This is a genomic window from Bradyrhizobium sp. WU425 (assembly GCF_021052305.1).
GTDB lineage: Bacteria > Pseudomonadota > Alphaproteobacteria > Rhizobiales > Xanthobacteraceae > Bradyrhizobium > Bradyrhizobium canariense_D.
In genome coordinates, this window is sequence record NZ_CP088089.1 from 4,062,610 (window position 1) to 4,085,312 (window position 22,703).

General features: G+C 64.4%; 21 protein-coding genes. 10 read left to right on the plus strand and 11 right to left on the minus strand.

The window, feature by feature from the left end:
- Positions 1 to 80: 80 nt before the first annotated feature.
- Positions 81 to 1,148 (plus strand): UDP-3-O-(3-hydroxymyristoyl)glucosamine N-acyltransferase, encoded by a 1,068-nt coding sequence (gene lpxD / locus BcanWU425_RS19730; protein WP_085353279.1) that lies wholly within the window; start codon positions 81 to 83, stop codon positions 1,146 to 1,148.
- Between the two features lie 41 nt (positions 1,149 to 1,189).
- On the plus strand, positions 1,190 to 1,606 hold the full coding sequence (fabZ, locus tag BcanWU425_RS19735) for a 3-hydroxyacyl-ACP dehydratase FabZ (RefSeq protein ID WP_050992707.1): 417 nt from the start codon (positions 1,190 to 1,192) through the stop codon (positions 1,604 to 1,606).
- A 6-nt stretch (positions 1,607 to 1,612) separates the two neighbouring features.
- On the opposite strand, the gene BcanWU425_RS19740 is transcribed toward fabZ, so the two are convergent.
- Positions 1,613 to 1,957 (minus strand): KTSC domain-containing protein, encoded by a 345-nt coding sequence (locus BcanWU425_RS19740; RefSeq protein ID WP_085353277.1) that lies wholly within the window; start codon positions 1,955 to 1,957, stop codon positions 1,613 to 1,615.
- 175 nt (positions 1,958 to 2,132) lie between these two features.
- On the opposite strand from BcanWU425_RS19740, the gene lpxA reads away from it, so the two are divergent.
- The 4 genes from lpxA (at position 2,133) to BcanWU425_RS19760 (ending at position 6,594) form a co-directional block, all read left to right on the plus strand.
- Positions 2,133 to 2,924, plus strand: coding sequence for an acyl-ACP--UDP-N-acetylglucosamine O-acyltransferase (gene lpxA, locus BcanWU425_RS19745; RefSeq protein WP_085353276.1), 792 nt, complete (start codon positions 2,133 to 2,135; stop codon positions 2,922 to 2,924).
- A gap of 19 nt (positions 2,925 to 2,943) precedes the next feature.
- Positions 2,944 to 3,801 (plus strand): LpxI family protein, encoded by an 858-nt coding sequence (locus tag BcanWU425_RS19750; protein ID WP_085384805.1) that lies wholly within the window; start codon positions 2,944 to 2,946, stop codon positions 3,799 to 3,801.
- On the plus strand, positions 3,798 to 4,997 hold the full coding sequence (gene lpxB / locus BcanWU425_RS19755) for a lipid-A-disaccharide synthase (protein ID WP_204511317.1): 1,200 nt from the start codon (positions 3,798 to 3,800) through the stop codon (positions 4,995 to 4,997). The genes BcanWU425_RS19750 and lpxB overlap by 4 nt, the downstream gene beginning before the upstream one ends.
- 241 nt (positions 4,998 to 5,238) lie before the next feature.
- On the plus strand, positions 5,239 to 6,594 hold the full coding sequence (locus BcanWU425_RS19760) for a serine hydrolase domain-containing protein (RefSeq protein WP_204511315.1): 1,356 nt from the start codon (positions 5,239 to 5,241) through the stop codon (positions 6,592 to 6,594).
- Between the two features lie 115 nt (positions 6,595 to 6,709).
- Here BcanWU425_RS19760 and BcanWU425_RS19765 read toward each other — a convergent pair whose 3' ends face one another.
- The 8 genes from BcanWU425_RS19765 to gltX all read right to left on the minus strand — a co-directional run bounded on the left by BcanWU425_RS19765 (position 6,710) and on the right by gltX (position 15,991).
- Positions 6,710 to 7,477, minus strand: a complete 768-nt coding sequence (locus BcanWU425_RS19765) for an SDR family NAD(P)-dependent oxidoreductase (protein ID WP_085353267.1) — start codon at positions 7,475 to 7,477, stop codon at positions 6,710 to 6,712.
- Positions 7,474 to 8,583 (minus strand): ABC transporter ATP-binding protein, encoded by a 1,110-nt coding sequence (locus BcanWU425_RS19770; protein WP_085353264.1) that lies wholly within the window; start codon positions 8,581 to 8,583, stop codon positions 7,474 to 7,476. Before BcanWU425_RS19770 ends, BcanWU425_RS19765 begins: the two co-directional genes overlap by 4 nt.
- Before the next feature lie 10 nt (positions 8,584 to 8,593).
- A complete protein-coding gene (locus tag BcanWU425_RS19775; protein WP_204511313.1) occupies positions 8,594 to 9,451 on the minus strand; it encodes a carbohydrate ABC transporter permease in 858 nt (285 codons plus the stop codon).
- Complete coding sequence (locus tag BcanWU425_RS19780) at positions 9,444 to 10,367, minus strand: carbohydrate ABC transporter permease (RefSeq protein WP_085362119.1); 924 nt, start codon at positions 10,365 to 10,367, stop codon at positions 9,444 to 9,446. The genes BcanWU425_RS19775 and BcanWU425_RS19780 overlap by 8 nt, the downstream gene beginning before the upstream one ends.
- On the minus strand, positions 10,364 to 11,650 hold the full coding sequence (locus tag BcanWU425_RS19785) for an ABC transporter substrate-binding protein (protein WP_085353258.1): 1,287 nt from the start codon (positions 11,648 to 11,650) through the stop codon (positions 10,364 to 10,366). Before BcanWU425_RS19785 ends, BcanWU425_RS19780 begins: the two co-directional genes overlap by 4 nt.
- Positions 11,651 to 11,707: 57 nt before the next feature.
- Positions 11,708 to 12,886: an ROK family transcriptional regulator gene (locus tag BcanWU425_RS19790; protein ID WP_204513940.1), complete on the minus strand. Its 1,179-nt coding sequence runs from the start codon at positions 12,884 to 12,886 to the stop codon at positions 11,708 to 11,710.
- Between the two features lie 177 nt (positions 12,887 to 13,063).
- Positions 13,064 to 14,368 carry a citrate synthase gene (gltA, locus tag BcanWU425_RS19795; RefSeq protein ID WP_018458093.1) on the minus strand — a complete coding sequence of 435 codons (1,305 nt, stop codon included), beginning with the start codon at positions 14,366 to 14,368 and terminating at the stop codon, positions 13,064 to 13,066.
- Between the two features lie 195 nt (positions 14,369 to 14,563).
- Entirely contained in the window at positions 14,564 to 15,991 is a 1,428-nt protein-coding gene (gene gltX, locus BcanWU425_RS19800; protein WP_018458092.1) for a glutamate--tRNA ligase, read from the minus strand.
- Between the two features lie 166 nt (positions 15,992 to 16,157).
- Here gltX and BcanWU425_RS19805 point away from each other — a divergent pair, with 166 nt between their 5' ends.
- The 4 genes from BcanWU425_RS19805 (at position 16,158) to BcanWU425_RS19820 (ending at position 20,933) form a co-directional block, all read left to right on the plus strand.
- Positions 16,158 to 17,834, plus strand: coding sequence for a glutamine--tRNA ligase/YqeY domain fusion protein (locus BcanWU425_RS19805; protein WP_018458091.1), 1,677 nt, complete (start codon positions 16,158 to 16,160; stop codon positions 17,832 to 17,834).
- A 19-nt stretch (positions 17,835 to 17,853) separates the two neighbouring features.
- Positions 17,854 to 18,240: a nuclear transport factor 2 family protein gene (locus BcanWU425_RS19810; protein WP_018458090.1), complete on the plus strand. Its 387-nt coding sequence runs from the start codon at positions 17,854 to 17,856 to the stop codon at positions 18,238 to 18,240.
- 84 nt (positions 18,241 to 18,324) lie between these two features.
- Positions 18,325 to 18,558 carry a DUF2171 domain-containing protein gene (locus BcanWU425_RS19815; RefSeq protein ID WP_007610829.1) on the plus strand — a complete coding sequence of 78 codons (234 nt, stop codon included), beginning with the start codon at positions 18,325 to 18,327 and terminating at the stop codon, positions 18,556 to 18,558.
- Positions 18,559 to 18,653: 95 nt separating this feature from the next.
- A complete protein-coding gene (locus tag BcanWU425_RS19820; protein ID WP_204511312.1) occupies positions 18,654 to 20,933 on the plus strand; it encodes a ComEC/Rec2 family competence protein in 2,280 nt (759 codons plus the stop codon).
- Positions 20,934 to 21,071: 138 nt separating this feature from the next.
- On the opposite strand, the gene BcanWU425_RS19825 is transcribed toward BcanWU425_RS19820, so the two are convergent.
- Together BcanWU425_RS19825 and lexA are read right to left on the minus strand one after the other, a co-directional pair.
- A complete protein-coding gene (locus BcanWU425_RS19825; protein ID WP_018458088.1) occupies positions 21,072 to 21,506 on the minus strand; it encodes a hypothetical protein in 435 nt (144 codons plus the stop codon).
- 493 nt (positions 21,507 to 21,999) lie between these two features.
- Entirely contained in the window at positions 22,000 to 22,701 is a 702-nt protein-coding gene (gene lexA, locus BcanWU425_RS19830; RefSeq protein WP_026233499.1) for a transcriptional repressor LexA, read from the minus strand.
- Positions 22,702 to 22,703 lie beyond the last annotated feature (2 nt).

Sequence of the window (22,703 nt, forward strand, 5' to 3'; positions counted from 1 at the left end):
AAGGGATCGTGCCAATCCAGGAGATGAGGCATGATGCGGCTTGGCCGCTTCATGCCGAAGCCGGACCGCGACGGGGTGGAATGGCGCAGCCGACCTTCTTCACACAGCCGCCCGCCTCAGCGCTGGCTGACATCGCCACGCTGACCAAGGCGGAGTTGGTCGATCCCGCCAGGGGCGGCCAAATCATCAGGGGTCTTGCTTCGCTCGACGAAGCCGGCCCGATGCACCTGACGTTCTTCGACAATCTCAAATATGCCGATGAGCTCAAGGCGACCAAGGCCGGTGCTTGCCTGGTGAGCCCACGCTTCGAGGCGCGGGTGCCCGCGCATGTCGCCGTGCTGCGGGCGCCACAGCCGTTCCGCGCCTTCGTCAGGATCGCGCGGGAGTGGCATGGCGACGCGCTCCGGCCGCAATCCTGGACCGGCAACGACGGCATCGCGCCGTCGGCCATCATCGACCCCACCGCCAGGCTCGAGGACGGCGTGATCGTCGATCCCTTGGCCGTGATCGGCCCTGACGTGGAGATCGGCAGCGGCACGGTGATCGGTGTGGGGGCCGTGATCGGCCCCGGCGTCAAGATCGGCCGGGACTGCAATGTCGGCGCACGCACCGCCATCCAGTGCGCGCTGATCGGCAACGACGTGCTGATCCACCCCGGTTGTTCGATCGGCCAGGACGGCTACGGCTTCATCTTCTTCGGCCCCGAGGGCCATCTGAAGGTGCCCCAGACCGGCCGCGTGCTGATTCAGAACAACGTGGAGGTCGGCGCCGGCACCACCATCGATCGGGGCTCCTTGCGCGACACCGTGATCGGGGAAGGGACCAAAATCGACAATCAGGTCCAGATCGGCCACAATGTGACCATTGGCCGGCACTGCCTGCTGGCAGCCCAGATCGGCCTTGCCGGCAGCCTCACCCTCGGCGACAACGTGGCGCTGGGAGCGAAGGTGGGCATCAACAATCACGTCAAGATCGGGGATGGAGCTCAGGTGACTGCCATGAGCGGCGTCAAGGACGACGTTCCTCCCAACGGACGTTGGGGTGGTTTTTTCGCCAAGCCGACCAGGCAGTGGTTCAAGGAAATTTTGGCGGTCGAGCGCTTGGCGCGCGACAGCAAGGCCGATCCGAAGCAGGAGGAACGGGAGTGACGGACGAAGCACCGGTCAGGTTCGAGCTTGTGGACATCAACATGATCCTGCAAACGCTCCCGCACCGTTTTCCGATGCTGCTGATCGATCGCGTGATCAACATCCGCACCGATTACAGCGGCATCGGCATCAAGAATGTCACCTTCAACGAACCGCCGTTCCAGGGCCACTTTCCCGATCGCCCGGTCTATCCCGGCGTCATGATGATCGAAGCGATGGCGCAGACCGCGGGTGTGATCGGCATCAAGTCGGTCGAAGGCACCGAGAAGCCGCGCGCGGTCTATTTCCTCACCATCGACAAGTGCAAGTTCCGCAAGCCTGTGCTGCCCGGCGATACCATCGAATACCACATGCGCTCGATCGGCCGCCGCAAGGCCATGTGGTGGTTTCACGGCGACGCCAAGGTCAACGGCCAGGTGGTTGCGGAGGCCGACGTCGGCGCCATGCTGACCGACTGAGCGGGATCAACTTCTCTGGATGCGCTCGCGCGCAGGACACGCGTACCGGCCGCCGCTGACCTCGCGCTTGATGTTCTGGTTGAAGAACTGTCCCATGGACGGTGCGCCCAGCAGGCGCTCGACCGTGTCGACCGGTACGCCGCAATAGCGGTCATAAACGCCTTCAACGGCCACGACGAGGGCCTGCTGCGCACGGTCGTAACAGACCCGCTGAAGCACCGTGCTGCGGCTGATGTCGCGGCACTCGAACGTCGCGAGGTCGATGGGGCGGTGTTCGGCGGTCTCGATCGTCTCGGAGACGATCGGCGCCGCGGCGAACTGTGCGAGGAGAAGTGCCAGGGCCCTGACCACGATACCTGAAGCTCCGCGTGAACTTGTTGATGACCCGGGAAGGCTGCCTCATCCGGCACTTGAAACACGGAGAGATCATACGTCACTGGACAGATCGGGCATAGTCGCGCTAACCAGCGGAAAACCGAGCGACTTCAACACCTAATCAGACCTTCTTGATGAGTCAGATTGCTTGATGAGTAAGATTGACCCCACCGCACGGATCGCGGACGGCGCCGTGATCGGCGAGGGCACCGAGATCGGCCCCTTCTGCATCATCGGCCCGCATGTCGCGATCGGCAATAACTGCAAGCTGATCGGACAGGTCACCGCCATCGGCCACACCTCGATCGGAGATGGCTGCGTGATCTCGCCGTTCGCGGTGCTGGGCGGGGCGCCCCAGGATCTCAGCTACAAGGGCGAGCCCACGAAGCTTGAGATCGGCTCGGGCTGCACCATCCGCGAAGGTGCGACCATGAATGTCGGCACCATCAAGGGCGGTGGCCTGACGCGCGTCGGCAACGACGGCTATTTCATGAACAACAGTCATGTCGGGCATGACTGCATGGTCGGCAACAACGTGATCTTCGCAACCTCGGCGACGCTCGGCGGCCATTGCGAGATCGGTGACGCCGTCTATATCGGCGGCCTGTCCGCAGTGCATCAGTTCACCCGCATCGGCCCCTATGTGATGGTTGGCGGTGTCTGCGGCGTGCGCGACGACGTCATCCCGTATGGGCTGGTCAACGGCCAATATGCGGTGCTCGAAGGCCTCAACCTGATCGGCATGAAGCGGCGCAAGTTCACCAAGCAGCGGCTTGTGACCGTGCGCGCGTTCTACCAGAAACTCTTCCATGGCCCCGCTACCTTTGCCGAACGCCTGGAGGCGGCGCGGCCGCTCGCCGGTGGAGATCCGGCGATCGGCGAAATCCTCGACTTCATCGGCAAGGGCAAGCGCCCGCTCTGTCTTCCCGCCATCGCGAAGTGATGATGGAATGGCCCCGGGCATGACATCGGCGGCTTCGGAAATTTCATCGCCGGTCGGCGTCGTCGCTGGCGGCGGCGCGATGCCGTTCGCGGTTGCCGACTCGCTCGCCGCCCGCGGCATCACGCCGGTGTTGTTTCCCCTTCGGGGAGCCTGCGATCCCGCGCGGGTAGAGAAATTCCGTCATCGCTGGATCTCGGTCGGCCAGCTCGGCCGCGCCATGCGGCTGTTTCGCGAGGAGGGCTGCCGCGACCTGATTTTCATCGGCACGCTGGTGCGACCTTCGCTCTCGGAGGTCCGGGTCGACTTCACGACGCTTCGGCTGCTCGGCAATGTCATCCGCGCCTTCCGCGGCGGCGACGATCATTTGTTGTCCGGCGTCGGGCGCATTCTCGAGCAGGGCGGCTTTCGGATGGTCGGCATCAAGGATGTCGCGCCCGATCTGCTGATGCCCGAGGGCTGCATCAGCCGCGCCTGGCCGAGCGACACCGGCAAGACCGACATCGAGCGCGGACGCGCGGTGCTGACCGCCCTCGGTCCGTTCGACATCGGCCAGGCCGCGGTCGTGATCGACGGCCATGTGGTGGCGGTCGAGGATATCGAGGGCACCGATGCACTGCTCGCGCGCGTGGCACGGCTGCGCGAAGAGGGCCGCATCCGCGCCGCCACCGGGCGGGGCGTGCTGGTGAAGGTCCCAAAGAGCGGGCAGGATCTGCGCTTCGACCTGCCGACGATCGGCCCGCGCACCCTCGAGGGCGTCGCCGCCGCAGGGCTGGCCGGGATCGCCGTCGTTGCCGGCAACACCATCGCCGCCGAGCCGCAGGCAATGATCGCACTCGCCGACGCAAAATATCTCTTCGTCATCGGCCTGCCGGCGTGATGCAGGGTCGCGATCCCAAGCGCAAGATCTTCCTGATCGCCACGGAGGAATCCGGCGACCGGCTCGGCAGCGCCTTGATGAAGGTGCTGCGCCAGCGCCTCGGCGACGGCGTGCAGTTCGTGGGCGTCGGCGGCCACACCATGGCGCGCCAGGGGCTCGAGACGCTGTTTCCGATCGAGCAGCTCTCGATCGTCGGCTTCGCCGCGGTCGTGCAGCAATTGCCGAAGATCCTGCGGCTGATCCGCGAGACCGCGGAGGCCGTGACCGAAGCCGCGCCGGACGCGCTCGTCATCATCGACAGCCCCGATTTCACCCACCGTGTCGCCCGCCGCGTGCGGACGCGCAATCCGGCGATCCCGATCGTCGACTACGTCTCGCCACAGCTCTGGGCCTGGCGGCCGGGACGGGCGCGGACCATGCTCGGCTATGTCGACCATGTGCTCGGCCTGTTGCCATTCGAGCCGGAGGAATACCGCAAGCTCGGCGGGCCGCCATGCAGCTATGTCGGCCATCCCCTGATCGAGCAATTGCCCTCGCTGCGGCCGAACGCGGAGGAGCAGGCGCGCCGCGACGGCGAGCCGCCGGTCTTGCTGGTGTTGCCCGGCAGCCGCCGCAGCGAGATCAGGCACCATCTCGACGTGTTCGGCGCGACGCTCGGCCGATTGCAGACTGAAGGCCGCGCGTTCGAGCTGATGCTGCCGACCATGCCGCATCTCGAAACCACCATCCGCGAAGGCATCGCGAACTGGCCGGTCAAGCCTCAAATCGTGGTCGGCGAGAACGAGAAGCGCGCTGCCTTCCGCATCGCGCGCGCGGCACTGGCAAAATCCGGCACGGTGACGCTGGAGCTCGCGCTATCGGGCATTCCGATGGTGACGGCCTATCGCGTCGGCGCGATCGAAGCCTTCATCCTGCGCCGCGCGATCCGTGTCTCCTCGGTGATCCTCGCCAATCTCGTGATCGGCAAGGATGTCATCCCGGAGTTCCTGCAGGAAGACTGCACGCCGGAGAAGCTGGCGGCCGCGCTCTCGGAGCTTCTGACCGATTCACCGCTGCGCCGGCAGCAGGTGGAAGCATTCGCCCAGCTCGATGCGATCATGTCGACCGGCAACAGATCGCCGAGCGTGCTCGCAGCTGACATCGTGCTGGCGACGATGCGCAAGGGTAGGCGGGCAGGCTTGGACGTGTACTCATAAACGTTGGCTTGCCAGCGCAAAGCGGAAGCCTCCTAACCTTGGGCGTGATCGGCGGTTTGTGACCCAGAGCAGACCTCGCGTCGATTTGCATCTCTCATCGTCTCGGTAAGACTGCCAACATCCTCGGTCCACCAAACAACCACGGCAAACCGGGATGTCAGGTGCATGTCAGGATCTGCGCGCAATATCTTGTGCGCTCGCCTAGGTGCGGCCTCCTGATTGGATTTACCTAAAGGGACGCATGCGTCTTGCTCTAAAAATGTTCAGATTTCTTGTCGCGATCTTGCTTCTTGGGATTTTAGGGTTCGCTGGCTGGCTGACCTTCAGCCCACCCAATGGACTAGTGTCCGCCTCGGCTTATGCGGCAAAAATGGTTTGCTCGAATGTGTTCATTGCCGAACGTGATGCGGATGCGGTGATCAAAACCGACCTCGCGTTAACACATCCACGCATTGTCGAACGTCTGAAGATCAACGTCGACACCGCCAACCAGCGTGTCGAGGCGGCATATCGAGGCCTGTTCGCCAAACGCTACGCCCAATATGAGGAAGGACGTGGTTGTACGCTGGTGTCTAAGGACGAAGTCCCCGACCGTGCCGAGCCGCCCTCACTGCCCGGAAAGCCTAGTGCGCTCTGGCCGGTCGGCGAGAGTGCTCAATTGTCTGACGACAAACACTTACTGGCGACGCTGAACGATCCGGCTCTCCAGGGGCCGGGCATGCGCGCGATCGTCGTGGTCCAGGACGGGCGCATCATCGGAGAAACCTACGGCGAAGGCTTCAACGCTTCGACGCCCCTCCAGGGCTGGTCGATGACGAAGACCGTGAACGCCGCCTTGGCCGGCATGGCGATCAGGGACGGAAAGCTTTCGCTGGACCGAAAAAATCTGTTTCCGCAGTGGACTGGCGACGCGCGCGCGGACATCTCGGTGGCCGATTTGATGGCCATGACAAGCGGATTGAAATGGAGCGAGGACGGTGACTCTCCCGACCCCGACGGGTTAGAAAATCTCGCACATGATGCGGCGGCTTTCGCGCGGGACCGTCCGCTTGTCGCCCCGCCTGGGACGCAGTTCAACTATTCCGGGGGTTCGTCTGTCCTGTTGGCCCGGGTCTGGCAGAACGCGGTTGGAGCCGACGCGCGAGCGTATCCGCAGGAGCGATTGTTCAAGCCTTTGGGCATGACCAGCGCTGTTCTTGAGGCTGACCCTTCAGGCACATTCCTTGGCGAAGCCTTTCTCTTCGCCAATGCGCATGATTGGGCGCGCTTCGGCGAATTCCTGCGCATGAACGGAGAGTGGAACGGTGCTCAGCTTTTGCCGCCGGGCTTTGTCGATTACATGCGCTCGCCTGTGCCAGCGTCCGATGAGGGACATGGCCCGGTCTACGGTCGCGGACAGCTTTGGTTGGGGCCGGGCCAGGGATTCCGACTCCCTACCGACACGTTCATGTTGCAAGGGCACCTGCGCCAGGTGATTGCGATCATCCCCTCGCGTAAACTGGTGATCCTGCGTATGGGTCTCACGCGGGAAGATATCGGGTACAGCGTCGCGAAACTACTGTACGCGATTGTGGCGGCGCGCCGATCGAATGAATGAGCGATTACTTCCGCTTGTGGCCCAACTCGGACCCAGGGAGAGTTACGCCAACGCGACTGCTATCAAGATACGGAGCGGACCTCTACGAGGCAGCTCGGGTTTGTGAGTACACGCTCTAGCCGAGACCAGCGTCGACCTGAAAACACTGCCGCGTGATGCGCTGGCTCTCATCGGAGGCGAGGAACAGCGCCATGCTGGCGATGTCGTCGGGTGTCACCGCGTCGGGAATGGCCTGGCGCGTGCGCAGCTCGGCGATCACCTGGTCGTCTGGGTACCACAGCCGGCGCTGACGCTCCGTGATCACCATCCCCGGCGCTATCGCGTTGACGCGGATGCGGTCGGGCCCGAGCGACCGGGCCAGGGAGTTGGTGAAGCCGACGATCGCGGCCTTTGCCGCGGCGTAGACAGGCAGCCCCGGCGCGCCGCGCATCCAGGCAATCGACGACATGTTGATGATCGAACCGCTGCCGCGCGCCTGCATCTGCGGCACCACCGCTTGCGCAGCAAAGAAGACGTGCTTGAGGTTGACGCCGATCATCCAGTCGAATTCGGCCGGCGTCACCTCGGCCAGCACCTGACGCTGATCATTGGCGGCGTTGTTGACGAGGACCGCGGCATCGCCAAGCGATCCCCGGACCTGCGCCATGGCGCCGCGCAAGGCGTCGATGTCGAGGAGATCGCACGGCACGAACAAGGGTACGGTCCCGGCCGCGGCCTTCACTTCCGCGACCAGCGCCCGGCCGGCTGCTTCATCGAGATCCAGGAACGCGACGCGCGCCCCTTGCGCCGCGAACGCCCGCACGAAGGCGGCACCGATGCCGCTGGCGCCACCGGTGATCAACACCACGCGGTCCCTAAGGCCGGCATAGCTCGTTCTTGTCATGCGATCAGTCGCTCCGTCTCGGGGTCGAACAGGCAGATGCGACGCGTGTCGAGCGCGAACGGGGCGGCGGCGCCCGGTGTGGGGCGGATGTCCGGCGTGATGCGCGCCAGCGCAGGCTCGCCGCCAAGCCGCAGCAGCACGATCGTTTCGGCTCCCGTCGGCTCGACCATCTCCACCGGCGCGTTGACGACGACGGGCGGATCGGCGGAGAACACGCGGCTGCCCTCGGCGAGGCATTCCGGCCTGATCCCGACCACCACGTCACGGCCGACGAAAGGGGCCGCCGCGTCGTATTGACCAAGGCGGAGGCGGACCTCGTCCGGCCGTCCCGCGCCGATCACGACCACCGGCCCGCCGGCATCGGCCTCCAGCCGTGCCGGCATCGTGTTCATCGGCGGCGAGCCCATGAAGCGGGCCACGAACAGATTGGCGGGATAGCGATACACGGTATCCGGGTCGGCAAACTGCTGCACCACGCCGCGATGCATCACGGCAATGCGCGTCGCCATCGTCATCGCCTCGATCTGATCGTGTGTGACATAGACGATGGTGGCGCCGATGCGCTGGTGCAGCCGCTTGATCTCCATCCGCATCTCGACGCGCAGCTTGGCGTCGAGATTGGAGAGCGGCTCGTCGAACAGGAAGAGCAGGGGATCGCGCACCAGCGCCCGGCCCATCGCCACACGCTGGCGCTGGCCGCCGGAGAGCTGCGAGGGCTTGCGGCCGAGCAGCGGCTCGATCTGGAGCAGCCTGGCCACATTCGCCAGCGCCTTTTCCTGCTCGGCCTTCGGGACGTGACGGCATTCCATGCCGAAGGTGATGTTCTGGCGCACCGTCATCGACGGATAGAGCGCGTAGGACTGGAACACCATCGCGATGTCGCGGTCCTTCGGCGGAATGTCGTTGACGATACGTCCGCCGATTTCCACGGTGCCTGCGCTCGGGAGGTCGAGCCCAGCGATGATGTTGAGCAGCGTGGACTTGCCGCAGCCGGATGGGCCAACGAGCACGGTGAATTCACCGCTCTCGATGTCGAGATCGATGCCCTTCAGCACCTCCAGATTGGCGTAGCGCTTGGACAGGGAGCGAATGCTTAGGGCTGCCATGACAATCCGATCATTTCACGGCCCCGGCGGTGAGGCCGCGCACGAAATACTTGCCGCCGATCAGATAGATCAGCAGGGTCGGCAGGGCGGCGATCATCACCGCCGCGCTCTGCACGCCATGCTGCGGGATGTCCGCGACTGCTGCGGATAGCGCGATCAGCGCGGCGGTGACGGGCTGCTGCTGACCAGTCGTGAATGTCACGCCGTAGAGAAATTCGTTCCAGATATGCGTGAACTGCCAGATCACGGTGACGACCAGAATAGGCGGCGAGAGCGGCAGGATGATGCGCCAGAAAATACGAAAGAACCCTGCGCCATCGATGCGCGCAGCTCTTATCAGATCCTGCGGGATGGCAGTGTAGTAGTTTCGGCAGAACAAGACGGTAAAGGAGAGCCCCTGGATCGTGTGGATCACGACCAGGCCCGTGAGCGTGTTCATCAGGCCCGTATCGCGCAACACGATGGTCCAGGGAAGCAAGCGCATCTGCTGGGGAAGGAAGAGGCCGAGGGTCACGATGCCGTAGATCCAGTTATCGCCGCGAAAACGCCAGAGCGACACAGCGTAACCGGCGACAGCACCGAGCAGAGTCGAGAAAATCGTCGCGGGAATCGTGACGAGCGCCGAGTTCAGCATGTACGGCCGGATGCCGGCGCAGGTCTCGGCGACGCAGAAACCGCTCCAGGCCGCGGCGTAGTTGCTCCATGCCCATTGCTTCGGCCAGCCGATCATCGACGCCTGCGCGATCTCCTCGTTGGTGCGGAGCGAGTTCAGCCCGACAACAACCAATGGCGCGAGCCATGCTGCAGCGATCAGCGAGACGACGAGATAGATCAGAATCCGGCTTGGCGCGATGGTTCGCTCACGCATGGATCGCCCGCCGCCGCTGGACATAACGCCACGCTGCATAGGGCAGCAAAACCGCAAGAAGAATGAGCAACATGAGCACTGCCGCCGCCGCTCCGCGTCCGAGCAGGCTGCGCTGGAACATCAGGTCATAGACGACGAGGGCCGGCAGCTGGGTGGCGATCCCGGGTCCGCCATTGGTGAGCGCGCGGACGAGGTCGAAGGTCGAAATCGCGAACTGCAGCTGGATGACGATGACGGTGATGGTGATCGGCCAAAGGGTCGGCAGGATGACACGCCGGTACATTCGGATCGGTCCGGCGCCGTCGATCTGCGCGGCCTTGATCAGGTCGGCGTCGACGGAGCGAAGGCCGGCGAGGAACAGCGCCATGGCGAAACCGGACGATTGCCAGATCGCAGCGATGACAATGGTCCAAATGGCCATGTCGCGGTCGATCAGCCAGTCGAACCGGAAGGAGGTCCAGCCGAGGTCGCGGACCAGCTTCTGGATCCCGAGGCCGGGATTGAGCAGCCAACTCCAGACCGTGCCGGTGACCACGAATGACACCGCCAGAGGATAGAGGAAGATGGACCGCAGCAGGTTCTCGCCGCGAATGCGCTGATCGAGCAGGATCGCAAGGATGAGACCGGTCGCCAGGCTCAGCAACACGAAGGCGCTGCCAAACAGCAGCAGATTGTCCAAGGCAATCTGCCAGTTCCGCGATGCGGCGACCGCAGAATAGTTGCGCAAGCCGACCCAGCCCGAGACCGGGACCAGAGTGGACGGCGTGAACGATATCCAGATCGTCCACAGCGTAAACGCAATGAGATGCGCGGCGGACAACAGCAGCGGCACCCAGATCGTCAGATATTCAGGCAGCCGGCGTACCCAGCCAGAGGCTGCCGGCCGGCCCGGTGTTGTCGAGACGGCGATCGTCAACGTGAGCTCTCGACGGCTTCGGCGAGGCGTATGGCCGCTTGCTCCGGCTTGATCGTCTTGTTCTTCACGTACTCCGTGATCACGTCGATCATCGCTGCGGTCATGCCGTTTTCCTGCGCCATGTTGTGCGCAAGGCTGAGGACGGCCTGATTGCTGGCAATCGCGTCTTTCAGGGCTGCTGCGGTCCGCCGTTGCCCGTCCGACCAGCCTTCGCCGGAGAGATCGACATCGGTGCGCACGGGGATCGATCCCGTGATCTGCGAATACATAGTCTGGATCGCCGGATCCATGACGAGCTGGGCCATCAGCGTCTGGCCGGCCTGCAGGTCGGGCTCCTTGCGCTGCCAGAATATGAAGGCATCGGCATTCAACAGGAAGACCGGCTTGCTATTGTCGCTCGGGCCCGGGGCGATGATGAAGTCCTCGAACTTGAAGCCGGCGTTGCGCAAGACGCCCTGCGCCCACCCGCCCATGATCATCATCCCCATGTCGCCGTCGACAAAGCGCTTCAAGTTGGTCGAAAAGTGCTGGGCGCCGACGTTGGGGTCCATCCAGTCGGCAATCTTGCGCACCTGTACGAAGGCAGCCTTTATCTCGGGGCCCTCCAGGGCCTTCTTGTCGAGATTCATGATGGCTGCGCGGTAAGCGGTGGGGCTGATGCCCGCCAAAGCGGCCTCGAATTTCTGGCCGTCGTCCGGGCGGGTGCCACCGTTGGCGATGGGATAGGGGACGCCGCCTGCTTTCATCTTCTCGGCGAGGTCGTTGAACTCAGCCCATGTGACGGGGACCTTGTCGGCCTTGGCCTTGTCCATCGCGCGTTTGGAGAGAAACAGCATGTTGGTGCTGTAGATCTGCAACGGCAGTGCAATCCACTTGCCCCCCGGCTTGTGCAATTTTGCAAGATCCGGAGCGACAACCTTTTCGTAGCCGGCGGCAGCGACGACGGCATCGAGATCGACGGTTGGGGCAATCTTGGACCAGGCCGCGATCTCGGGACCTTTGAGCTGCGAGCAGGCCGGCGGATCGCCGGCCATGATCTGGGCACGCAGCTTGTTCATCATCTCGGTGGTGAAGCCGGGGACGGGCGAGTGCTGCCAAACCCCGCCTTTCTCCTCGAATTTCTTGCCGAGTGCCGTGATGGCCGCCCCATCGCTACCTGCGGACCATTGCGAGATCGCAGTCAGACGCGGCTTGATCGCGCCTTGCGCGCGGGCGAATGCCGGCAGCGCGAGCGCGGCCGCAGATCCGGCGAGCAGTTGGCGCCTTGTTGTCGTGATCGGCATGGCAATTTCCTCCCGGTGTGAACTCTTTCGCGCGAGAGCCGCGCGGCATCAGGTACGTCAGGCGGCCTCGGCCGATGCGGCCGGCATGCCGCCGCGGCAAGCGAGGCAGAAAGATGCGAATGCCAGCGCCGCCCGCGGATCGTTGCCGTTCGACGGCGGCACGAAAGCGAGCGACACTTGCGCGTGTTTGCGGCCGCCCAACAGGCTGGCGTCGATCCCCTCGACGAGCGCGTTGCGATCGTCCTCGGTGAGGAGCGACGGCCAGCCGCTGATCGCGACGCCCTTGCATGGCTTCACGTTCAGCGTATTGCCGATCGCAAGGCCAAGCCGGAACAGCCGCCGGCGCAATTCCTGCCGCACGCGCGACGAGAGCGGCATCGCGGTCACCCACTCGCTGCCGAGCTCAAGCAACTCGGCTTCCGCGACGCCAAGAAGCTCGGCCAAAGCGGGAAGCGACGTATAAGCCTCGACGCAGCCATGATGACCGCAGCGGCAAATTGGTCCGTCGGCTCCGAACACCATGTGGCCGAGCTCGACCGGCTGGAGGGCATCGTCCTCGACCGCGTCATCCATCCAGGTGCCCGCGACGCCCTGACCGACGAAGACGAAGAGATGCGCGCCGCTGAATGGATAATGCTCCGTGCGGCAACGGTGAAAGATGGCGTGCGCGACGACCGAATTGGTGAACTCGACCCGCACGCCGGGAAGCGTCTCGCCGAACATCTCGCTGATCCGCCCGACATCGCAGGGAATGATCGGATTGCCTGACGCGCCCAGCCGGCCGAGACCCGGGATCGAGACGCCGATCTGTGCGAGGGGGATACGTCGACGCCGCGTCCACTCGCGCAGCAATGTCATCGCTTCGCGAAACGCCCGGCCGACCGTCGCGACGGTCGGCGTCTTCGGCAGCGGCACATGCCCGGTGTAGTGCAGTTCGCCCGACAGGCCCCCGACCCCGACGCTGAGCCGCTGAGTGGTCAGCTCGAACGCCGCGAGCGCCACCGCTTTATCGAGTGACACGAGGCCCGTCGGGCCGCCGACATAAGGGGCAGGGCGCCGCACTTCCTCGATCAGGCCTTCGGCCTTCAGATCCAACAGGATGCGCGACAGGCTCGCTTCCGACAGGCGCACGGCCTTGGCCAGCGGCGGGCGAAACGACGCGCCTGACTGAAGCAGATGAATCAAAATGGCAGCACGCGTCTGCCGCCGACTTCTCGGCTGCTCCGGCATTTCCATCCCTGTCGTCATTCTTACTTAGAGTAAGAATTTGCGCGCGAAGCGTCTCAACGTCAAGCGTCGGCCGAGGCATTGCGCTGACTTGTTGTTGTGCGCGGCAGCAAGATTGTCTCAGCGCAAACAAAAGCGGCGCCATCTTGTGATGGCGCCGCTTCGAAAGCCGTGATGGGCTCGAGCTTACTTCCGGTTGTTGATCGCGACGTAGTCGCGGCGGGTGACGCCGGTGTAGAGCTGGCGCGGACGGCCGATCTTCTGCTGCGGATCCTCGATCATTTCGCTCCACTGGCTGATCCAGCCGACGGTGCGGGCGACCGCGAACAGCACGGTGAACATCGAGACCGGGAAGCCCATCGCCTTCAGCGTGATGCCCGAATAGAAGTCGACGTTCGGGTAGAGCTTGCGGTCGATGAAGTACTGGTCGCTGAGCGCGATCTTCTCGAGCTCGAGCGCCACCTTCAGCATCGGATCGTCGCCATGGCCGGTCTCCTTGAGCACGGCGTGACACATCTTCTGCATGATCTTGGCGCGCGGATCGTAGTTCTTGTAGACGCGGTGACCGAAGCCCATGAGGCGGACTTCAGAGTTCTTGTCCTTCACCTTGGCGATGAACTCGGGGATCTTGTCGACCGAGCCGATCTCGGCGAGCATCGCGAGCGCTGCTTCGTTGGCGCCGCCATGGGCCGGGCCCCACAGGCAGGCGATGCCGGCCGCGATGCAGGCGAACGGGTTGGCGCCGGAGGAGCCGGCGATACGCACGGTTGAGGTCGAGGCGTTCTGCTCGTGGTCGGCGTGCAGGATGAAGATCTTGTCCAGCGCGTCAGCCAGCACCGGGTTGATCTTGTAGTCCTCGCACGGCACGGCAAAGCACATGTGCAGGAAGTTCTCGGCGAACTTCAGCGAGTTTTTCGGATACACGAAGGGCTGGCCGACCGTGTATTTGTAGGCCATCGCAGCCAACGTCGGGATCTTGGCGATCATGCGCATGGAGGCGATCATGCGCTGCTTCGGATCGTTGATGTCGGTTGAGTCGTGATAGAACGCGGCGAGCGCGCCGACAGCCGCTACCATGATCGCCATCGGATGGGCGTCGCGGCGGAAGCCCTGGAAGAAGCGGGCCATCTGCTCGTGCACCATCGTGTGATGGATCACGCGGTCGTCGAAATCCTTCTTCTGCGCGGCGGTCGGAAGCTCCCCGAACAGCAGCAGATAGCAGGTCTCGAGGAAGTCGCCATTCTCGGCGAGCTGTTCGATCGGATAGCCGCGGTATTCCAGCACGCCCGCGTCACCGTCGATATAGGTGATCTTGGACTGGCAGCTCGCGGTCGAGGTGAAGCCCGGGTCGTAGGTGAACAGGCCGGACTGGCCGTAGAGCTTGCCGATATCGATGACGTCGGGCCCGACGCTGCCGCTGTGGATCGGAAGATCGAAATTCTTGTTTCCGACCGTCAGTGTGGCGGTCTTATTGCTTGGTTTTGCGTCCATCAGAGGTCCCCGATGTATGGTGAAACGGGCCGGACCCGGAGGCCCCGATGAGATATCGCGGGGCAGGCCGGATGTTCCAGAAGGTACGGCTGAGATGGGTATATTATTGCTGTGTGCGCTGCAAGATGGCGCCACGCATGGTCGACTTACGTCGTAGCCTGGTCCTTGGGCCCGGTCCTTAGCGCGGTCCTAGGCCTATTCCGTGGCCTGATCTTTAAGCCGGCCCAGGCTTTCCTGGCGTCCCAAGACGTCCAAAACCTCGAATATGCCGGGCGACGTCGTCCGTCCCGTCAGCGCGGCCCGCAGCGGCTGGGCGACCGCGCCGAGCTTGAGACTATTTTCCTCGGCAAAGGCGCGCAGCGCGGCTTCCGCATTGGCCGCGCTCCACGTCTCGACTTTCTCCAGCGCGGAATGAAGCTGGCCGATCAGCTTGCGGTTCTCAGGCGTCAGCAGCGCCGCCGCCTTCGGGTCAAGCTCCAGCGGCCGGTCCGCGAAAATGAAATAGGCGCTGTCGATCAGCTCGATCAGCGTCTTGGCGCGCTCCTTCAGGGCCGGCATGGCCTTCAGGAGCTGCGCGCGCGTGGTGTCGTTTAACTTGGCCTTAAGCTCGTCGCGGCTGGGCACGACGTGGTCGAGCACGTCCTCGAACATCTTCACGAGTGATTGATCGTCGGCATTGCGGATGTAGTGGCCGTTGAGGTTTTCCAGCTTGGCAAAATCGAAGCGCGCTGCTGCGCGGCCGACGCTGGCAAGATCGAACGCCGCGATCATCTCCTCCGTCGAGAAGATTTCCTGGTCGCCATGGCTCCAGCCGAGCCGGACGAGATAGTTGCGGAGCGCGGACGGGAGGTACCCCATGGCGCGGTAGGCATCGACGCCAAGCGCGCCGTGCCTCTTGGAGAGCTTTGAGCCGTCCGGGCCATGGATCAGGGGGATGTGGGACATGCTCGGCAGCGTCCAGCCCATCGCGTCGTAGATCTGCTTTTGGCGGGCCGCGTTGATCAAATGGTCGTCGCCGCGGATGACGTGGGTGACGCCCATGTCGTGGTCGTCGACCACGACAGCGAGCATGTAGGTCGGGTTGCCATCGCCGCGCAGCAGGACGAGGTCATCCAGATTCTCGTTCTGCCAGACCACGCGGCCCTGGACCTGGTCCTCGATCACGGTCTCGCCGGTCTGGGGCGCACGGAGCCGGATGGTGGGCTTTACGTCGGTCGGGGCCGTCGCCGGATCGCGGTCGCGCCACAGGCCGTCATAGAGGCGCGTGCGCCCCTCTGCGCGCGCCTTCTCGCGCATCGCGGTGAGCTCCTCGGCGGTGGCGTAGCAGCGATAGGCCTTGCCGTCGGCGAGCAGCTGCTCGGCGACCTCGCGGTGGCGGGCGGCGCGGCTGAACTGGTAGATGACGTCGCCATCCCAGCCGAGCTCCAGCCATTTCAGGCCGTCGAGGATGGCGCCGATCGCGGCCTCGGTGGAGCGCTCCCGGTCGGTGTCCTCGATCCGGAGCAGCATCTTGCCGCCGTGCTTCTTCGCATAGAGCCAGTTGAATAGCGCCGTGCGCGCGCCCCCGATATGGAGGAAGCCGGTCGGCGAAGGAGCGAAACGGGTGACGACGGGAGAGGTCATTCTTGGCAGGGCCTATGCATTGGAGGCGGTGGTATATAACAGGACCGGAGCATAACTAAAGCCCGGCAGCGGACCGCCAGGGGTTGCTTGAGACCTTGCCTAAGCCCTTGGCTCAGCCAAGGGAATTTGGCAGAAGGGCCGCTGATTTCCCTACAGGATTTTCGTAATGACAGAACCGGTGGCGAACGAGGTTGGGCGCGATTTCATTCGTGACATCATCCAGGCCGACCTCGAGCAGGCCAAATACAAGGAGATCGTGACCCGGTTCCCGCCGGAGCCGAACGGTTATCTCCATATCGGCCACGCCAAGTCGATCGCGCTCAATTTCGGCATCGCCCAAGAGTTTCCGGGCCGTTGCCATCTGCGCTTCGACGACACCAATCCGGTCAAGGAAGAGCAGGAATATATCGATTCCATCCAGGCCGACGTGCGCTGGCTCGGCTTCGACTGGGGCAAGAACCTGTTCTTCGCTTCGGACTATTTCGACCGCCTCTACGAATGGGCGGAGCAGCTGATCCGCGACGGGCTCGCCTATGTCGATGACCAGACCCAGGAGCAGATTCGTCTCGCGCGCGGCACGCTGACCGAGCCCGGCAAGAACTCGCCGTTCCGCGATCGCACCGTGGATGAAAACCTCGACCTGTTCCGTCGCATGAAGGCGGGCGAATTCCCGAACGGCGCGCGCGTGCTGCGGGCCAAGATCGACATGGGTGCGGGCAACATCAATCTGCGCGACCCCGTGCTGTACCGCATCCTGCATGCGCACCATCCGCGCACCGGGACCAAGTGGAGCATCTATCCAAGCTACGACTATGCCCACGGCCAGTCGGATGCCATCGAAGGCATCACGCACTCGATCTGCACGCTGGAGTTCGAGGACCATCGGCCGCTCTACGACTGGTTCATCGAGAAGCTGCCGGTGCCCTCGAAGCCGCACCAGTACGAATTCGCGCGGCTGAACCTGACCTACACGCTGCTGTCCAAGCGTGTGCTGACCCAGCTCGTCCGCGAGGGCCATGTCGCGGGCTGGGACGACCCGCGCATGCCCACCATGGCGGGCATGCGCCGCCGCGGCGTGCCGCCGGCCGCGCTTCGCGAATTCGTCAAGCGCATCGGCGTTGCGAAAGCCAATAGCGTGGTCGACGTCGGCATGCTGGAATTCTGCATCCGCGAGGAATTGAACCGCACGTCGCAGCGGCGCATGGCGGTGCTTAAGCCGCTCAAGGTCGTGATCGAGAATTATCCCGAGGGGCAGACCGAGGAGCTCGAGGCGATCAACCATCCGGATGATCCCTCCGCCGGCACCCGCAAGATCACGTTCGGTCGTGAGCTCTATATCGAGCAGGACGACTTCATGGAGAACCCGCCGAAAAAGTTCTTCCGTCTGTCGCCGGGCAACGAGGTGCGGCTGCGCTACGCCTATTTCGTCAAGTGCACCGGCGTGATCAAGAACGATGCCGGCGAGGTGGTGGAGCTGCGCTGCACCTACGATCCCGCGACCAAGGGCGGCAACGCGCCCGATGGCCGCAAGGTCAAGGCCACCATGCACTGGCTGCCGGCGGCGACATCCGTGCCCGCGGAAATCCGCATCTACAATCAGCTGTTTGCCAAACCGAGCCCGGACGCCTCGAACTTCGCCGCCGACCTCAATCCGCAGTCACTGGAAATTCTCGCTAATGCCCGCGTCGAGGCATCGGTCGCGGAAAGCAATTCGACCGAGCCGATGCAGTTCGAGCGCCAGGGCTATTTCGTGCGCGACAAGGACTCGACGTCCGACAGACCGGTATTTTCCAGGACTATCGGTCTGCGCGACACGTTCGCGAAGGAAGTTGCCAAAGGCTGAAAAGAGCTGCGAGACCACAATGAGCAACGAAGCCGACGCTATCGTTTCCGGCATCATCGCGAAATGGCGCGCCGGCTTCGCCACGCTCGATGCGGCCGCGCTCTCATCGCTCTATGCGAGGAATGCCTTCTTCTTCGGCTCCAACCCAAAGCTCTACCGGGGCAGGGCCGGCGTCGCAGACTATTTCAACGGCCTGCCGCGCTGGCGCAAGCCGAGCGCGGTGTTTTCCGAGGTGACGGCGGCGCAGGCAGGTCCTGATCTGATCAATATGGCCGCGACCATCTCGTTCGATCTCGCCGGCGAACGCCCCGATTTCTCGGTCAAGATGAGCTGGGTCATCATGCGCGAGGACGGCGAGTGGAAGATCGTCAATCACCATGCTTCGTCGCAGGCGCCGCTGATCTGACGAGCGGGCACACGGCTTCGTCATTCTCGTGAGAGAACGAACGTGCTCCCCGCGCGTTGGGGTGGGTCCAACAAGGAACCCACCATGCAGAACATCGCAGAGCATATGGAAGTGATCGGCGCCGACGGCGTCCACATCGGCACCGTCGACAAGGTCGAAGGCAATCGCATCAAGCTGACCAAGAAGGACAGCGGCGAGGGCAGCCACAAGGGCCATCATCACTTCATCGACAAGGGCCTCGTCGCCGATATCGAGGGCAACAAGGTCAGGCTGTCGGCCAAGGCGGATGTGGCCGTGACGATGGAAGAGGAAAAGTAGCGGCCGCGCCCCTTCGTTCCTGATCCGTACCGCTATCCGCCCACCTGCACGTTCCGGTAGCTTCTGGCTTCGTTGCGTATCATCGAGTGCAGGGAATGGCCGAGCCGGGCCGGCCGGTACGATCGCAGGGGATCGCGGGGACGTGGCCCGCGGGCCGCGCCGCGTCCGCGGGCGGCCTCGCGCCTGCAGGCCTCGACCTCTGGACATCGCTGGCCGAGACCCTCCGCGCCTGGCTGCGCGCCGAGGCGGGCGCCGGGCGGCTGTTGCCGTGGGTGCCCGTCGCGTTTGGCTGCGGCATCGCGCTTTATTTCTCTGCCGATCATGAGCCGGTGCTGTGGGTCGTTGCCACGACCGCCATCGCGCTCCTGCTTGGCGCGGCTCTGTTGCGGCGGAGCCGGCTGTTCGCCCCGGCCATCATGATCGCGGCGGTCGCGGCCGGCTTTGCCGTCGCAACCTGGAAGACGGCGCGCATCGCCCACCCGGTGCTGGCAAGGGCGCTCTATTCGGTGTCGTTGTCGGGCTTCGTCGAGGCTCGCGACATCCGCGAGCGTACCGATCGTTTCGTGCTGCGCGTCACGGCGATGGAGGCGCAGCGCAGCGACGTCAGGCTCGAGCGCGTGCGCCTGTCGGTCCGCAAGGGCACCGCGCCGGAGGTCGGTAGCTTCGTTCAGCTGAAGGCACGGCTGATGCCGCCACTCGCGCCGGTGCGGCCCGGCAGCTACGACTTTTCGCGTGACATGTTCTTCCAGGGCATCGGCGCCTCCGGCTTCGCGATGGGCGCCATCACGGTGGCGTCGCCGCCTGAGACCGGCGGCTTACGGCTGCGTTACGCGGCCTTCATGCAAGGCCTGCGCGATGCGATCGATGCCCGCATCCGGGCGACGCTCGACGGCGACAATCGGGCGATCGCGACCGCGCTGCTCACCGGGCGGCGCGATGCGATCACCACGCCCGTCAACGATGCGATGTTCATCTCCGGCCTCGGCCACGTGCTCTCGATCTCCGGTTATCACATGGCCGTCGTTGCCGGCGTCGTGTTCTTCGCGGTGCGCGCGCTGCTCGCTCTGATCCCCGGATTGGCGGCCGGCTTCGCCATCAAGAAATGGTCGGCCGCCGCCGCGCTGGTCGCCGCTGCGTTCTACCTGCTGCTGTCGGGCGCGGAGGTCGCCACGCAAAGGTCGTTCTTCATGACGGCGGTGGTGCTGATCGCGGTGATGGTCGATCGCCGCGCCATCACCTTCCGCACGCTTGCTGTGGCTGCGCTGATCGTGCTGGCGGTCGCGCCGGAAGCGCTGGTGCATCCGAGTTTTCAGATGTCGTTTGCGGCAACGCTCGGCTTGGTCGCACTGGTGCAGATCGGCATGCCCAATTTGTTTGCCTCGCCGGACAATTCGGCGACTGCGCGCATTGCGATGTGGGGTGGGCGCGAGATTGCGATGCTGTTCATGGCTTCGCTGATTGCGGGACTTGCGACCACGCCCTATGCCGCCTTTCATTTCCACCGTGTCACGCCGTTCGGCGTGCTCGCCAATCTCGGCGCGATGCCGGTGGTCTCTGCGCTGGTGATGCCGGCGGGGCTGTTGGGGCTGCTTGCTGCGCCGTTCGGGCTGGACAGCGTGTTCTGGTGGGTGATGGGGATTGGCATCGAGTGGATGGTCGCGGTCTCGCGCTGGGTCGCGTCCTTGCCGGGCGCGGTGGGCCGCATCCCGGCGTTCGGGATCGCGCCGCTGATCGCGGCGAGCCTGGGAATCATTGTGCTCGGCTTGTTGCGCACGCCGCTGCGCTGGTCCGGCGCCCTGGTGCTGCTGGCAGCGATCCTCTGGGGACTGTCGGCGCGGCAGCCCGACATCCTGATTGCCGGGGATGGCGCCAGCGTCGCGGTGCGGGGCAGGGACGGATATCTGCACCTGATCAGGACGAACAAGGACAGCTTTCTGCTCAAGGAATGGCTCGCTGCCGACGCCGATCCGCGCGATGCGGGCAGAGCCTCGCTTGCCGATGGCGTGTCCTGCGACGAATCCGGCTGCGTGACGCCACTGGCCGACGGGAGGCTGGTCGCGCTGGCACTGCGCGTCGACGCTCTCGCAGACGATTGCAGTCGGGCCGCCCTGGTGGTGACGACACGTCCCGCGCCGCCCGATTGCGCGGCGATGGTGGTCGATCGGCAGCGGCTCGCCAGCCAGAGCGCGCTGGCGCTGACGCAGCGTGGTGACGGTTTTGTGGTTCAGGCAGTGAGGGCGAGAGGCACGAGCCGCCCCTGGTTGCCGGCCGGCGCCGGCGAGGGTGATTTCGACGGCAGCCTCGCGCCAAAGTCGACCGCGCCTCGCATCAAGGACGCAACGCCGGCGGACACCGATCTGCAAGCCGACGATTGATCTGATGGTGCGGAGCAACGCAGTGGTTCGGTGCGTCCGTTCGGATTCGCGGGGTGCAAACCACACCATCTCGCCGGCCACGGCCGGCGATGGCGATTCAATCCTGACCTCCGACTTCGTAGCCGGAGGGCGGCTCTGTCAGCCGATCGGCAGGTGCGTGACGGTCGGCTGCCTGTCGGCGGTGATCTGCGCCTTGTGCTCGCGCTCGGTGACCGACTGAGTCACCGGCAGTTGCAGCACCGTCGCGCGCTGGCCTTCGACGAGCTGCGTCACCAGCACGTATTTGCCGTCGGGGAATTCGATCGCATCATGATGGCGGTCGGGAACGTGCGGATCGATCTTGCCGAACTTGCCCACGCGGGAATTGATGGTGCGCGTCCAGATCCAGCGATTGTCGTAGCGGACGTCGTCGGCGAAGGCGAGCTCCGTCCCCGGCAGCAGGCAGACGGCAACAGACGGATCGGCTGCAGAGGCGAAGCCGCGCGTCGAGGTGCCGCGGAAGCTTGTCGTGACGATCGTCTCGCCGACTTCGGCGGGGCGCGACGCGACGGCATGTAGGCTGTAGTCACACATCGGGTGCTCCTCATGCTGGGATAGCAACCCGCGTCTCTTATCGAGGCGCAGGCCTCTATCAGAGTGGAAGCACGAACGCTCTGCTTGGTTGTGGGCAAATCTGCGGCTGGCTTCCGCAAGCCGCGATCACATTATCTTTCCCGAATTCAATAGGAACAAAGCTCGCCGCGATGCATTCGGGAGGCGCGTACGCGAACATTGCCAACTTGGCTGCAACGGCCGAACTTGACCGCTGGTCGCTGTTTCCTCGAACAACCGAGCCGCGAAGCGGTGCTGCTTGAAGCGGTGCTGCTTCGTCGGCGTGGCGAGGAGCCAGCGTTGGAGGAGGGGCCGGATAGTCTGTGCAGAACCAGAAAGGCTATCCAGCCGGAGCGGACGATGATCCGCTCCAATCTCTGACCGGCGATGCCGATCGGAAGCGCGCGAGGCGCCAAGCACCTCCGGCATGAAGTGCTTCCGATATGAAGTACTGCCGATAGAAAGACTCCCGGTATCAGTACTTCCGGTAAAGCCCGATCAGCTTGCCCTGAATCTTCACCCGGTTGGGCGGCAGGATGCGGACCTCATAGGCCGCGTTGGCGGGCTCGAGCGCGATCGAGGCGCCGCGACGGCGGAAGCGCTTCAGCGTCGCTTCCTCGTCGTCGATCAGCGCCACCACGATGTCGCCGGTATCGGCGCTCTCGTTGCGCTGGATCAGGGCCATGTCGCCGTCGAGAATGCCGGCTTCGACCATCGAGTCGCCGCGCACTTCCAGCGCGTAATGCTCGCCCGAGCCGAGCATGTCAGGCGGTACGCTGATAGTATGGCTGCGGGTCTGCAACGCCTCGATCGGCGTGCCGGCCGCGATGCGGCCCATCACCGGCACCGCGACGGGACGTTCGCCCTCGTCAGCGGGCAGGCTCGCGCTCGCACGCACCTTGCCGAGATTGCCCTCGATGACGCTCGGCGTGAAGCCGCGGCGGCTGCCAGCGGCTGCCTGGAGCTCCGGCAGCTTGATGACTTCAATCGCACGGGCGCGGTTGGGCAGGCGTCGGATGAAGCCACGCTCCTCGAGCGCCGTGATCAGGCGATGGATGCCCGACTTCGAGCGCAGATCGAGCGCATCCTTCATCTCGTCGAAGGAGGGCGGCACGCCGCTTTCCTTCAGACGTTCACTGATGAACCGCAGAAGCTCGTATTGTTTGCGCGTTAACATCT